The sequence below is a fragment of the Streptomyces sp. NPDC003011 genome (assembly GCF_053591515.1).
The window spans coordinates 1-13,361 of sequence record NZ_JBSFTY010000148.1; the positions used below are offsets into that span (position 1 = coordinate 1).

At 73.5% G+C, this 13,361-nt stretch carries 12 protein-coding genes and 3 pseudogenes; 8 read left to right on the forward strand and 7 right to left on the reverse strand.

Going from position 1 to position 13,361, the window contains the following annotated elements; all coding sequences use genetic code 11:
• Window positions 1-46 precede the first annotated feature (46 nt).
• From ACWD0J_RS39900 to ACWD0J_RS39910, 3 genes are all read right to left on the reverse strand, one after another.
• Entirely contained in the window at window positions 47-214 is a 168-nt protein-coding gene (locus tag ACWD0J_RS39900) for a hypothetical protein (RefSeq protein ID WP_451500766.1), read from the reverse strand.
• A gap of 117 nt (window positions 215-331) precedes the next feature.
• Window positions 332-2,419: an MMPL family transporter gene (locus ACWD0J_RS39905; RefSeq protein WP_451500767.1), complete on the reverse strand. Its 2,088-nt coding sequence runs from the start codon at window positions 2,417-2,419 to the stop codon at window positions 332-334.
• Window positions 2,420-2,557: 138 nt separating this feature from the next.
• Complete coding sequence (locus ACWD0J_RS39910) at window positions 2,558-3,106, reverse strand: MarR family winged helix-turn-helix transcriptional regulator (protein WP_451500768.1); 549 nt, start codon at window positions 3,104-3,106, stop codon at window positions 2,558-2,560.
• A 93-nt stretch (window positions 3,107-3,199) separates the two neighbouring features.
• On the opposite strand from ACWD0J_RS39910, the gene ACWD0J_RS39915 reads away from it, so the two are divergent.
• Window positions 3,200-4,729 (forward strand): SDR family oxidoreductase, encoded by a 1,530-nt coding sequence (locus ACWD0J_RS39915; protein ID WP_451500769.1) that lies wholly within the window; start codon window positions 3,200-3,202, stop codon window positions 4,727-4,729.
• A gap of 74 nt (window positions 4,730-4,803) precedes the next feature.
• Complete coding sequence (locus ACWD0J_RS39920) at window positions 4,804-6,177, forward strand: cryptochrome/photolyase family protein (RefSeq protein WP_451500770.1); 1,374 nt, start codon at window positions 4,804-4,806, stop codon at window positions 6,175-6,177.
• Window positions 6,178-6,289: 112 nt separating this feature from the next.
• Here ACWD0J_RS39920 and ACWD0J_RS39925 read toward each other — a convergent pair whose 3' ends face one another.
• Window positions 6,290-7,285 (reverse strand): MerR family transcriptional regulator, encoded by a 996-nt coding sequence (locus ACWD0J_RS39925; protein WP_451500771.1) that lies wholly within the window; start codon window positions 7,283-7,285, stop codon window positions 6,290-6,292.
• A 91-nt stretch (window positions 7,286-7,376) separates the two neighbouring features.
• Between ACWD0J_RS39925 and ACWD0J_RS39930 the strand changes: the two genes are divergently transcribed.
• Both ACWD0J_RS39930 and ACWD0J_RS39935 read left to right on the forward strand, forming a co-directional pair.
• Window positions 7,377-7,967: a sigma-70 family RNA polymerase sigma factor gene (locus ACWD0J_RS39930; RefSeq protein ID WP_451500772.1), complete on the forward strand. Its 591-nt coding sequence runs from the start codon at window positions 7,377-7,379 to the stop codon at window positions 7,965-7,967.
• A 226-nt stretch (window positions 7,968-8,193) separates the two neighbouring features.
• Window positions 8,194-8,334, forward strand: a pseudogene (locus ACWD0J_RS39935) (SPW repeat protein); the annotation flags it as partial.
• A 60-nt stretch (window positions 8,335-8,394) separates the two neighbouring features.
• Here ACWD0J_RS39935 and ACWD0J_RS39940 read toward each other — a convergent pair.
• A complete protein-coding gene (locus ACWD0J_RS39940; protein WP_451500773.1) occupies window positions 8,395-9,141 on the reverse strand; it encodes a phosphotransferase family protein in 747 nt (248 codons plus the stop codon).
• A 197-nt stretch (window positions 9,142-9,338) separates the two neighbouring features.
• Between ACWD0J_RS39940 and ACWD0J_RS39945 the strand changes: the two genes are divergently transcribed.
• Window positions 9,339-9,602, forward strand: a complete 264-nt coding sequence (locus ACWD0J_RS39945) for a GlsB/YeaQ/YmgE family stress response membrane protein (RefSeq protein ID WP_451500774.1) — start codon at window positions 9,339-9,341, stop codon at window positions 9,600-9,602.
• A gap of 138 nt (window positions 9,603-9,740) precedes the next feature.
• On the opposite strand, the gene ACWD0J_RS39950 is transcribed toward ACWD0J_RS39945, so the two are convergent.
• On the reverse strand, window positions 9,741-10,517 hold the full coding sequence (locus tag ACWD0J_RS39950; protein ID WP_451500775.1) for a GNAT family N-acetyltransferase: 777 nt from the start codon (window positions 10,515-10,517) through the stop codon (window positions 9,741-9,743).
• A 123-nt stretch (window positions 10,518-10,640) separates the two neighbouring features.
• Between ACWD0J_RS39950 and ACWD0J_RS39955 the strand changes: the two genes are divergently transcribed.
• Window positions 10,641-11,126 (forward strand): nucleoside deaminase, encoded by a 486-nt coding sequence (locus tag ACWD0J_RS39955; RefSeq protein WP_451500777.1) that lies wholly within the window; start codon window positions 10,641-10,643, stop codon window positions 11,124-11,126.
• A gap of 126 nt (window positions 11,127-11,252) precedes the next feature.
• On the opposite strand, the pseudogene ACWD0J_RS39960 reads toward ACWD0J_RS39955, so the two are convergent.
• Window positions 11,253-11,420 (reverse strand): annotated as a pseudogene (locus ACWD0J_RS39960) (chaplin family protein); the annotation flags it as partial.
• A gap of 151 nt (window positions 11,421-11,571) precedes the next feature.
• On the opposite strand from ACWD0J_RS39960, the gene ACWD0J_RS39965 reads away from it, so the two are divergent.
• Both ACWD0J_RS39965 and ACWD0J_RS39970 read left to right on the forward strand, forming a co-directional pair.
• Window positions 11,572-13,167 (forward strand): alpha/beta hydrolase, encoded by a 1,596-nt coding sequence (locus ACWD0J_RS39965; protein WP_451500776.1) that lies wholly within the window; start codon window positions 11,572-11,574, stop codon window positions 13,165-13,167.
• A 119-nt stretch (window positions 13,168-13,286) separates the two neighbouring features.
• Window positions 13,287-13,361, forward strand: a pseudogene (locus ACWD0J_RS39970) (rhamnogalacturonan acetylesterase); the annotation flags it as partial.

Here is a 13,361-nt window from a genome sequence, read left to right on the forward strand (position 1 = left end):
CGCGTCACCGTCCGGGGCGGGCCGTGACGGTGACGCGGGACGGCGGTCAGTCCTCGTCGGAGTCCGGGACCACCACGAGGAACGCGTCCGACTTCAGATCCATGACGACCCTCGCGGGCTCACCCTCGGCGCGACGCGCGGCCGCGAACTCCTCCGCCGGCCACGATCCGCGAGGAGCTCCCGCAGGAAACCGCTCCAACACCTTGGCGCTCATGACGGCAGACACCTCCACTGAGAACTTTCGACTGCGAACCGCATCTCTCGTACAATCCGGTTGCCCACGAGCCCGTCGGACATGTGTCCCCTTTCAAAAAGGGAATCCGTCCTCCCGTCACGGTGCCTTCGGCGGCGTCCGCACGCCGGGCCGGGCCGGCCACCACGCCGTCGGTCCGATGTCCCGGACCAGCGCCGGCACCAGCAGCGAACGGACCACGAGCGTGTCGAGCAGCACGCCGAAGGCGACGATGAACGCGATCTGGACCAGGAACGCCAGCGGGATCACACCGAGCGCGGCGAACGTGGCGGCGAGCACCACTCCGGCCGAGGTGATCACCCCTCCCGTGCTGACCAGGCCACGCAGCACACCCTGCCGGACGCCGTGCCTCAGGGACTCCTCACGGACCCGGGACATCAGGAAGATGTTGTAGTCGACGCCCAGCGCCACCAGGAAGACGAAGCCGTACAGCGGCACGGACGGGTCGGTGCCGGTGAAGCCGAACACATGCCGGAAGACGAGGGAGGAAACCCCCAGCGTGGCGACGAAGTTGAGCGCCACGGTGATCACCAGCAGCGCGGGCATCAGCAGGGAGCGCAGCAGCACGGTCAGGATGAGGAAGATGACGGCGAGCACCACCGGGACGATCAGGGTGCGGTCCCGCTCGGCCGTGCGCAGCGTGTCGTACTGCTGGGCCGTGTAGCCGCCGACCCGCGCGTCGGCGCCGGGCACGTCGTGCAGGACGGTGCGCAACCGGGCCACCGCGTCCTTGGCCGCGTCACTGTCGGCGGCTGCGGCGAGGGTGACGTCGATCCGCACCCGTCCGTCCACCACCAGCGGATCACCGCCGGGGCGGCCGGACTTCGTCACGCCCGCCGCCGCGGCGACCCCCTCGGTGTCCCGGGCCGCCGACACCACCCGGTCCGCGCTGCCCGCGTTCGCCACGACCACGGCGGGGTTGCCCGAGCCGCCCGGGAAGTGCCGGGCCAGCGTCCGCTGGGCCGCGACGGAGGGGGCGTCGTTGACGAAGGTCTCGTCGAGCGGGACGCCCTTCGACGCCAGGGTGGGGGCGAAGGCGGCGCACGCCAGGAGGGCGGCGAGGGCGGTCGCCCAGACCTTGCGCGGGGCCCGGTCGACCAGGCCGGCGACGCGGCGCCACACGGTGGAGCCGGCGCCGCCGTCGACGGTCCGGGGCCTCGCGGGCCAGTAGGCGGCGGGGCCGAGCAGGACGAGCACCGCGGGCAGGAAGGTGAGGGAGGTGAGCACCGCGCAGGCGATGCCGATCGCTCCGACCGGGCCGAGCGCCCGGTTGTTCGTCAGGTCGCTGAGCAGGAGGGCGAGCAGGCCGAGGGCGACGGTCGCCGCACTGGCGACGATCGCGCCCCAGGACTGCCTGAGGGCGGTCCGCACGGCCTGGAACCGGTCGGCACGCCGGGCCAGTTCCTCGCGGTAGCGGGCGGTGAGCAGCAGGGCGTAGTCGGTGGCCGCGCCGATCACCAGGATGGAGAGGATGCCCTGGACCTGGCCGTCGACCCGTACGACGTCGTGGTCGGCCAGGACGTAGACCAGGGCGCAGGCCACGCCCAGCGCGAAGACCGCGCCGAGGATGATCACCAGGGGCAGCAGCGCGCTGCGGTAGACCAGCAGCAGGATCACCAGGACGGTGACCAGCGCCACGGCCAGCAGCAGTCCGTCGATGCCCGCGAACGCGTCGGACAGGTCGGCCTGGCTCGCGGCCGGGCCGGCCACGTGGACGGTGGTCTGCGGGACCTTCTCGGCGGCGCTCCGGATCCGTTGGAGGGCGTCCGGCAGTCCGTCGCCGAGGTCCGGGCGGAGCTGCACCACGCCCTGGAGGGCTCTGTCGTCGTCGGACGGGACGGCGGGCGACGGAGAACCGACCACGCCCGGGGCCCCGGCGAGCGAGGCGAGCGCCCGGCCGGCCGCTTCCCGCCGGGCCGTCGCACCGCCGTCACTGTCGGCGGTCCAGACGACGATCGCCGGCAGGGTCTCCTCCTGCCGGAAGGCGCGCTGTTCGGCGATCACCTCGGTGGACTCGGCGCTGCGCGGCAGGAAGGCGGCCTGGTCGTCGGTCGCGACCTCGCCGAGCTTGCCCGCGTACGGGCCGAGGGCGCCGCCCGCGACGAGCCAGACGAGCAGCAGCAGGACGGGGACGATCAGGCGGGATCGTCGAGGGGCGAGGGACATCGTTCTCCAGCTTCACGCGACAGGGAAGTATCTCGATGAAAAACAATCTCAATGATTGAGATATCTGAGGGCTGATCGTAATGCCTCCCGTTCTTCCCCGGTCACCCGGGCGGCGGATGCACCGCACACCCCGGTCTGTCAGGTCTGCGGCGACCTCAGCCGGGACAGCTCGTCGTTCATCGCGGCGAGGAAGCGCAGCGCCACCGCCAGTTCGGCCTCGGTGAAGCGGGAGCGGGCGGAGTCCGTCGCGTGCGCCAGCGGACGGAAGTGGCTGCGGGCGGCCGATCTGGCGTCGGCCGCGTAGTACAGGTGGACCACCCTGCGGTCGGCGCTCTCCCGGACCCGGCGGATGTGGCCGGCGCGTTCGAGCCGGTCGATGCAGGCCGTGACGGCCCCCGAGGTGAGTCCGAGATGCCCGCGCAGCCGCCCCGGCGTCATCGGTTCGGTGGCGTCCAGGATCGCGGCGAGTGCCTGGACGTCCGTGGCGTGCAGTCCGTGGTCGCCCGCGAAACCATGGACCAGCCGGTTGATCTCACCGTTCATCCGCCGCAGCTGGACCGCGAAGGACTGCAGATCGGTCGTCACCGCCGCCTCCGCCTCCGCCTCCGCCGCCTCCGCCTCCGCCTCCGCCGCCTCGGCGGGCGCCCGCTCACCCGTCTGCCGCGCCCGTTCGTCTGCTGTGCCCACGCGATCAGCCTATAGAAGGGCCCGCATCCGGACGGACCCGCCGCTTGGAAGAGATCATCGACAGGCACCGACACGTGTGGGGAGCGAGGCCCGATGGACACGGACGACTCAGGAGCAGGGCTGCGGTGCCTGGTGACCGGCGCCACGGGCTACGTCGGCGGCCGGCTCGTTCCGGAACTGCTCGCCGAGGGGCACCGGGTGCGCTGTCTGGCCCGTTCCCCCGGCGCCCTGCGGGATCACCCGTGGGCGGGCGAGGTGGAGGTGGTGGGCGGCGACGTCACTGACGCCGCCTCGGTCGCGGCGGCCCTGCGGGACGTCGACGTCGCCTACTACCTGGTGCACGCCCTCGGCACGGGAAGCGGCTTCGAGGAGACCGACCGCGCGGCGGCCCGGATCTTCGGCGAGCAGGCCCGCGCGGCCGGGGTGCGCCGGATCGTCTACCTCGGCGGTCTCGCCCCCGCGGGCGTGCCCGAACGGGAGCTGTCGCCGCATCTGCGCTCGCGCGCCGAGGTGGGCCGCATCCTGCTGGCGTCGGGCGTCCCGACGACCGTGCTGCGGGCCGCGGTCGTCATCGGCTCGGGCTCGGCGTCCTTCGAGATGCTCCGCCACCTCACCGAACGGCTGCCGGTCATGGTGACCCCGAGGTGGGTGCGCACCCGGATCCAGCCGGTCGCGGTCCGGGACGTGCTGCGCGCGCTGGCCGGCAGCGCCCGCATGCCGAGCGAGGTGAACCGGACCTTCGACATCGGCGGGCCGGACGTGCTGACCTACCGGGACATGATGACCAGATACGCCGTGATCGCCGGGCTCCCGCGTCGCCTGATCGTCCCCGTGCCGGTCCTCACCCCCGGCCTCTCCAGCCACTGGGTGGGACTGGTGACCCCCGTGCCCCGGGGCATCGCCCGGCCGCTCACCGAGTCGCTGCGGCACGAAGTGGTGTGCCACGAACACGACATCGAGCGGTACGTGCCCTTCCCGCCCGGGCATCCCCTCGGCTTCGACGAGGCCGTGCGGCTGGCGCTGCGGCGCGTCCAGGACGCTCAGGTCGCCACCCGCTGGTCATCCGCCTCGGTCCCCGGAGCGCCGAGCGACCCGCTGCCCACGGACCCGGACTGGGCCGGCGGCAGCCTGTACACGGACCGCCGCGAGCTGACCGTGGACGCCTCCCCGGACGCCCTGTGGCGGGTGATCGAGGGGATCGGCGGGGACAACGGCTGGTACTCCTTCCCGCTCGCCTGGGCGGTGCGGGGATGGCTGGACCGGCTGGCGGGCGGGGTCGGTCTGCGCCGGGGGCGCCGGGACGCGGCACGCCTGCGGGCGGGTGACTCGCTGGACTTCTGGCGCGTCGAGGAGATCGAGCCGGGGCGGCTGCTGCGGCTGCGTGCGGAGATGCGGCTGCCGGGCCTGGCGTGGCTGGAGATGTCCGTCGAGCCCGACAGCCGGGGCCGCACCCGCTACCGCCAGCGGGCCCTGTTCCATCCGCACGGGTTGCTGGGCCACGCGTACTGGTGGAGCGTCTCGCCCTTCCACGCCGTGGTGTTCGGCGGCATGGCCCGCAACATCGCGAAGGCCGCCGCCCGGACACCGCTCACTCCCCCGGATGAACGGGCATCCGGCCGCTGACCACCGCATCCGCCGGGGCACGCGGCCCGGAAGCAGACCACCGTCACCTCCTCCTCGTCACCGGAGCGCACGTCATGAACGTCTCGGTCGTCCTGTTCACCGCCGACCTGCGGCTGCACGACCACCCTCCGCTGCGGGCGGCCGGTGACGGGGCCCGCCGGGTGGTGCCGCTGTTCGTGCGCGACACGGGCGTGGACCGGGCCGGCTTCGCCGCCGCCAACCGGCTGGCCTTCCTGGCCGACTGCCTGCGGGACCTCGACACGGGGCTGCGTCAGCGGGGCGGCCGGCTCGTGCTCCGGACTGGAGACGTCGTGGAGCAGGTGTGCAGGGTGGCGGCCGAGGCGGACGCCGACGAGGTCCACCTGGCGGCCGACGTCAGCGGGTACGCGCGCCGGCGCGAGGAGCGCCTGCGTCGCGCCCTGGAGGGGGAGGGGCGGCGGCTGCACGTCCACGACACGGTGACCACGGCCGTCGCTCCGGGGGCGGTCACCCCGGCGTCCTCCGACCATTTCGCCGTGTTCACCCCGTACTTCCGCCAGTGGTCCGTCCAGCGCCTGCGCGACACCCTCGCCGCACCCCGTGCGGTACGCGTGCCGGACGGCATCGCCTCGGAGCCGCTGCCGTCCCGCGCCGCCGTGCCGGGGGTGTCGCGGGGCCTGGCCCGGGGCGGTGAACCGGAGGGCCGCAGACGCCTGTCGGCCTGGCTGCGGGAGCCGGCCGACACGTACGAGGACGGGCACGACGACCTCGGCGGTGACGCCACCTCACGCCTGTCGCCGTACCTGCACTTCGGCTCCCTGTCCGCCGTCGAGCTGGTCCACCGGGCGCGCGCGGCGGGCGGCTCCGGCGCCGAGGCCTTCGTACGACAGCTGGCCTGGCGGGACTTCCACCGGCAGGTCCTCGCGGCCCGGCCGCGCGCGGCCACCGCCGACTACCGCACCAGGCACGACCGCTGGCGCACCGAGCGCACGGCCCGCGAGGACATCGAGGCCTGGCGGCAGGGCCGGACCGGCTATCCGGTGATCGACGCGGGAATGCGCCAGCTGCGCCACGAGGGCTGGATGCACAACCGGGCCCGCCTGCTGACCGCCTCCTTCCTCGCCAAGACGCTCTACGTCGACTGGCGCGTCGGCGCCCGGCACTTCCTCGACCTGCTGGTCGACGGTGACGTGGCCAACAACCAGCTCAACTGGCAGTGGGTGGCCGGGACCGGCACGGACACCCGCCCCAACCGGGTCCTCAACCCCCTCACGCAGGCCAGACGTCGCGACCCCGACGGGGCGTACGTGCGGCGCTGGGTGCCCGAACTCGCGGGCCTCGGCGGCCCGTCGGTGCACGAGCCATGGAAACTCCCGGGTCCGCAACGGGCGGCGATCGACTATCCGGACCCGATCGTCGGCCTCTCCGAAGGCCTCGCCCGCTTCAAGCGGGCCCGCGAACGCGCCTGAGAACCCTTCGGTAGAACCCTTCGGTGACCTGCGTACGGCGACCCCGGCCCGGCGCGCGCTGCCCGGTGGCCCCTACCTGGTGGTGCCTACCGATGGCGCCTACCGGTGGTGCCTACCCGGCGGTGCCGTACACGCCCGCCACCGTGTCGAGCGCCTCCCTGAGGCTCGCCGGCCTCGGCATCCCGGGCACGGAACGGCCGGCCCAGCCGGGCCCGGCCAACAGCACCACGGGCTGCCGGCGTGCCCCCTTCATCCCCCAGCGGGTCCCGGCGAGGTGCCGGGCGAGCGGCACGCTGGCCATGGAGCGTGCCTGCGCCCACAGGACCACGGCCGCCGGGCCCAGGCGCCGGACCGCCGCCGTCAGCGCCTCGGCGGGCACGGCGGCGCCGAACATCCTGACGGGCAGCCGCAGTTCGCTCAGTCCGGCGTTGAGCGCCTCGACCGGCAGGGTGTGCTGCTCGCCCGGCACACAGGCCAGCACCACGGGGCCGGCGGCGGCCGCGAGGGCGTCGGCGTCCAGGGGCCGGGTGACCCGGCGCAGAGTCGTGGACACGTACCAGGACAGCAGGTGTTCCACCTCCACGTACCGGTCGCCGGACGAAGCCCACTTGCGCCCCACCGCGTGCAGGGTCGGCACCATCACCTCCTGCCAGGCCGCCGTGAGACCGTGCTGCTCGACCGCGGAGGCCAACTGTTCCTCGACCGCCGGGGCGTCCAGCCGTACCGCGGCGCGGGCCAGCCCACGGCACTCCTGGCGTACGTCCCCCAGCGGGAGGGCGCCCGCGGCCCGGGAGTCACCGGCCGCCTCCGGGGCGCCGGCCCGCGCGGACGGGGCGGGGGCGACGGGAGAGCCGGCCACGCTCTCCCTGGCGGCACGGGCCGCCTCGGCCGGCGGCACCCCCGACGACGTGAGCCGGCACATCGTCTCCAGCAGCAGGACGTCCCGCGGCGTCCACCGGCGGTGGCTGCCCTCGACGCGGACCGCCGGGCCGATGCCGTATCTGCGGTCCCATGAGCGGAGCGTGGTCGGGGAGACCCCGAGTCTGCGGGCGAGCGCCCCGGTGGTGAGACCCACGTCCGGTTCCCGCTCCGCCTCGGACTCGCTCATGCGGCGACTATACGACGCACAAACGACGCGAGTTGAGGACTCGGTCCCACGGCTCGGACGATGGCCGGACCCGACCTGAGGAGTCGTCGTCATGAGCGCGCAACGGACCGCGGAGTCGTTCACCGACGAGGAGTTGGCCCGCGGACTGACCTCGGGCGACGAAGCCTGCCTCGAAGCCCTGTACCGCCGGTGGGCGCCGATGGTGCAGACTCTCGCGCGGCGTTCCCTGGGTGACGTCGGTGAGGCCGAGGACGTCACCCAGCAGGTGTTCCTCGGCGTGTGGCGCGGACGCGAGGGCTACCGGCCCGAACGCGGCACGCCGGCGGGGTGGATCGCGGGCATCACCAGGCGCAAGGTCGCCGACGCGCTGGCCGCACGGTCCCGTCGCAGGGATCTCGTCGCGACGGCGGGATCCGTCCTGCTGCTCGCCGATCCGCACGGCGCCCACCCCGACGCCGCCGTCGACCGTGTGACAGTCGGGCAGGCACTCGCCGGACTGCCCGCGCCCCAACGCCGCGTGCTGCGCCTGACGTTCTACGAGGACCTCAGCCAGACGCAGATCGCGGAACGCACCGGCTGGCCCCTGGGAACCGTCAAGAGCCACGCCCGGCGGGGCCTGTTGCGGCTGCGGCACGGCCTGCGGGAGCACGAGGACGCCGAACCCGACATGGCGCACGCGTAGCCCTCTCGCCGTTCTCGGTCGGACATTCGCATCCGATGCCGGGTGACCGCATCCGAACCGGTCCCCGGAGCGGAAGCAGACAACGCAGCCACGGCCTGGCCGGAGCGCTGCCCGCGGAGAGTCACCCCCCGGCTCTCCCGTCGCCCCTGGGGAGGGTCGGTGCTCCCCGGGGGCGGCCTGCGGATCCTTCGGGGCGGCTGTACGCGGCGCTCACCGCCACCGCACCGTGTCCCCCTGGGTGGTCCACTACACGACGAGCCAGCCCAGCCTCGTGACCCACAACCTGATCGTGGGCATCGCGATCGGTCTGCTGGCCCTCGGATTCACCCAGACCCCCGAACGCATGTACGGCCTGAGCTGGGCCATGTGGTCCGCGCGCGTTGCGGGGCCGGCCGTCCGTGTGCTCCGTACCAGCGGGCACCCGGCGTCAGCACGGTGACGCGAGCCGGCTCCCCAGTTCACGGCGGTGGCCGTCGACCCACTCCCAGGCGCTGCGCACCTCGTCTACGGCTCCGGCCTCGCGCAGGGCGACCATCGCGGGCTCACCGCGCTCCGCCGCGGCCTCGATGCCCCGCCGGCAGCGGTCCTGCCACCACAGGATCGTCTCGACGAGACCGTCACGTCCGGTGAGCCCGTAGGCGTCGCAGATCAGCCGCATCCGGCGGGCCGCCTGCGGTACGTCGCTCACGCCGGGCCCGAGGTCCAGGTACTGCCAGCACACGTGGGCGATGTCGTGGATGCGCTCCCCCGGTGCGGCGAGGTCCCAGTCGATGAAGGCCAGCGGGCGCCACGCGTCGCCGTCCACGGTGTACACGGTGTTCTTCGGGGCGAGGTCGTTGTGGCACACGACGTCCCGGTCCCCGGCCTGCGGTGTGCCGTGCGTCAGGTCGTGGAACGCGCGCACGAGCCGGGCCACCCGCACGAGAGTGGCGTCGGTGCGGGCGGCGGCGCGCTCGGCGGCGGTCAGGGCCGCGCGTCCCTCGACGTAGGCGAACATGTCCCGGCCCCGCTCGTCCGTTCCCAGGAAACGCGGCGCGCCCGGCCAGCCCCGCCGGTCGAACAGCCCGAGCAGGTCCCGTACGTAGCCCGACCGTGCGTGCGGCGTGCGCCGCACGCTCGCGCCGACCCGCACGACCTCGTTGACCGCGCCACCGCCGAGCACCGACTCCTCCACCTGCGGTCCACCTCTCCCCTGTGTTCCTCGCACTGCGGCTCGCAGGCCACGCGAGGGCGCGTCCGCCGTCCGGCCGGGCTGCGGGGCGCTGCGCCGGCCTGCTTTAGCCAATGGTTACCCGAAGTCCGGACTGTCCCCGGACCCCGGGGGCATACGTGCTGATGCGGGGGTCTTGACGACGGACGAAGAGGGGCGAGATGGAGATCGACGGCATCATCAGCGCCATCATCATCGGCATCGTCATCGGCATCCTGGGCCGGCTCGTGATCCCGGGACGCCAGCGCATCGGAATCCTGTGGACGATCGCGGTCGGCATCATCGCCGCGCTGATCGGCTCGGCGATCGCCGGCGCGTTCGACGTGGCCGACACCAAGGGCGTGGACTGGGTCGAGTGGCTGATCCAGATCGGTCTCGCCGCAGTGGGCGTGATCGCGCTGGACCGGGCGAAGTCACGCCGCTGACAGGTGTGGCGTAGGCGCGGAGGGCACACCCACGAAGTGAACGGCGCGCCGGCGAGAGCCGGCGCGCCGTTCGTGTGCCGTGAGGCGCGGGAGCCGGCTCGGACGTACACGTACACGTACACGTGGGCGCGGGCGGGGCTACGGCACGTACACGTACGGCGTCGTCGTGGTCAGCGGCTGGAAGCCGAGGCGTTCGAGGATCGGGCGGCTCTGGCCGGAGGCGTCGACCTGGAGGTACCGGTAGCCGCGGTCGACGGCCACGCGGGCCCGGTGGGCGACGAGCGCGCGGTAGATGCCCCGGCCGCGCCAGCCCTCGACGGTGCCGCCGCCCCACAGGCCCGCGAAGCGGGTGCCCGGCACGAGTTCCATCCGGGCGGCGCTCACCGGCGTGTCCCTGTCCAGCGCGACGACGGACAGGACGGTGTCCGGGTCCTCCGTGAGCCGCGCGAGCAACTGGTGCCGCAGCCGGGAGCTGTCGGTGCCGAACGCCTTCTCGTGCACGTCCGCGACGAGATCGACGCCGGCCCGGTCGGTGACCGTCAGGAGACGGATGCCCTCGGGCGGGTCGGCGTCCAAGTTCAGGTCGTTGACCTCGCCGATCATCAGCGTCTCCTCGGGCTCGGGGGTGAACCCGGCCGCTCTGAGCCGCTGTCCGAGATCGACGGGGACGTCGTGCCCGTAGAGCTTCCACTCGAACTCGCGCCCGAGACCGGAGAAGTGGGCGATCTGCTCGGCGATCGCCGCGTCGGCGGACGTCTCGTCGAGGCGGGACCAGACCACACCGTTCCAGCCCCGCGCCGAGGCGACCTGGCGGACGACACGCCCCGTCCGCTCGATCCGGGCACCGGGGCCGTCCGGCCGCGCGCCCTCGCGCATGTCCCGGTCGTACAGGGCGAGTACCGCGCTGTGATCCATGCGCTCACTCCACCATCCGCACGCCGTCGCGGCAACGACGTTTACGGCCGCACCGCCGCCGGACACCCGGTCCGCGCGCCTAGAATCACGGTGAAGATCACGTCAGCGGAGGGGCCGTACGCCATGGTCGTGAAGGACGCCGAACTGCCTCACCTGCGCCGCTGTGTGGAACTCGCGGCCGAGGCGCTGGAGGCGGGGGACGAGCCGTTCGGTTCGGTGCTGGTCGGCGGGGACGGCACGGTGCTCGCCGAGGACCACAACCGGGTGGCCTCCGGCGACCGCACCCGGCACCCCGAGTTCGCACTGGCCCGCTGGTCCGCGGCCCGGCTGACACCCGGGGAGCGGGCCGCCGCGACCGTGTACACGTCCGGCGAGCACTGCCCGATGTGCGCGGCCGCCCACGCCTGGGTGGGCCTGGGCCGCATCGTGTACGTGGCCTCGTCGAAGCAACTCGCTGATTGGCTGGACGAGTTGGGGGTTCCGGCACCGCCGGTGCGGACGCTTCCCGTCCAGGAGGTGGCACCCGGCGTGAGGGTGGACGGCCCGGTGCCCGAACTGGTCGGGGACGTACGGGCGTTGCACCGCCGCTTCCATCGCGCCGCCGGCTGAACCCTCAGGGCCGGAGCAGCCGACCGGGCCCGCCGGGCGTCTTCGTCGAGGGCCGCGGCCCTCGCCGGCGCAGCTGTTGCCTGCCGCGGGATTGAGCTGCCCGACGACGTTCACGGTGTTCCCGCACACGTTCACCGGCACCTGCGGCGGGAGCTGGACGGTGTTGCCGGAGATCAGTCCGGGCGAGCCCGGCGCGGCACCGCCGGCCACGGAGCCGGCGAACGCCGGCGCGGCCACCGTCATCGCGCCGGAGCAGGCAGCGACGGCCATGTGAGTGTCATGACTCCGAACCATCGGTAAAACCCCGCATGCGGGGCGAGCGGCACAGGGCAGGGCAGGGCAGACCCCGTGATCCCGCTCGTCCGGAGGCGTGCCTGGCGAGGTCCGTTTATCGTGATCGAGGGCGCCGCTTCCCGGTCCGCGACGGGCGCCTCTGGAGGCATCGATGCTGGCCAAGCTGTCGCCGCGGCCCACGGTCCGGCGCTGCGTGATCACCTCGGCGGCCGGGCTGGCGCTGCTCGGAGCGGGGCTCCCGGCGGCGTCGCCGGACGGCTCCGAGCCGGATCTGTCCCGGTTCTACCGCCAGAAGGTGGCGTGGGGAAAGTGCGAGGGCCTGGAGACGCCCAGGGATCTCCAGTGCGGGAAGGTCACCGTCCCGCTCGACTACGCGCGACCGCGCGGGGCCACCCTCGACCTGGCCCTCGCCCGTTATCGGGCGACGGGGAAGGCACGTGGTTCGGTGCTGCTGAACTTCGGCGGTCCCGGCGGCGCCGGAGTCGGCGAACTCGCCAACGGGGGCGAGGAGTTCATGGGTCTCACGGACGGCTACGACGTGGTGTCCTTCGACCCCCGGGGCGTGGGCAGGTCCTCGCCGGTCAGCTGCGGCGACGGCACCGAGAAGTCCGTGCTGGTGACCAGCACGGACACGGAGGTCACCGGTGAGCCGCGGGCCGTGTTGGACCGGATACGCAAGGCCGCCGCCACGTGCGCGAAGCACTCCGGGCCCGTCCTGCCGCACATCGGCACGGTGAACGCCTCCCGCGACCTGGACGTGATGCGCCAGGCCCTCGGCGACAAGAAGCTCAACTACCTCGGTTTCTCCTACGGAACCCGGCTCGGCGCGGTGTACGCGGCCCAGTTCCCCGAGAAGGTCGGCCGGTTCGTGCTCGACGGGGTGGACACCCTGACCGAACCGCTGTCCGCACAGGGCGTGGCGGGTGCGGCAGGACAGCAGACGGCGCTGGAGGACTTCGTCGACTGGTGCGTGAAGGACATCGCCTGCCCGTTCGGTACGGACGCGCGCTCGGCCCGGGAGGAGGTCGTACGGCTCGTGGCGTCGCTCGACGAGGACCCGGTGCCGACGGACTTCGGCGGGGAGTTCACCGGGCAGGATCTGGTGGGCGCCATCGGACAGGCCCTCTACAGCGAGGACTTGTGGCCCACGCTGGAGCGGGCGCTGGCCTCGCTCGTCGAGGACGGGGACACCCGTGCCCTCCTCGGGCTCTCCGGCGGCCGGTCGGGATGGCGGGCGTCCGGTCTCCGGGCCGGCGCCGGTGCGGACGGCGGTCTCGTCGACCAGGAGGACATACCCCTCGACAACCTTCCGGCGGCGCTGATGGCGATCAACTGCGCGGACGATCCCGACCGCCCCGGCGCCGACCGGATCTCCCGGGACCTCGGCCGGCTGCGCGCCGCGTACGAGGAGGCCTCCCCGGTCTTCGGCCGCTACCGGCTCATCGAGTACCTGATGTGCTACGGCCGTCCCAGGGGCACCGACTTCATCCGCGAGAGGGTGCGGGACCTCCGCGCTCCGAAGATGCTCCTCGTGGGCACGCGCGGCGATCCGGCGACGCCCTACCGCTGGACCGTGCAGACGGCTCGGCGGCTCGGCGACTCGGCCGTGGTGCTCGACAACAGGGGTGAGGGTCACACGGGGTACGCGTCCTCCACCTGCGTGCACCGGAAGATCGACGCGTTCCTGCTGTCCGGCTCGCTCCCGCCCGACGGCAGTTCCTGCGGCCCCGAGAGCGACCGGGACTGACGCGTCCGGCCCCACGCCGGCGGCCGGCGGTCCGGTCCGGTCCGTCCGCTTCGTACCGGACGGCGCCCTCGGCGACGTCGAGGGCATGGCGGCGGTGCTGCGGTACCGGGCGCCGCGGCGCGCTCGCGCTGTGGCAGAAGCTCGGCGCCGAGGAGACGAAGAAGTACTTCAACTGGACCGCGACCGAGCAGGAC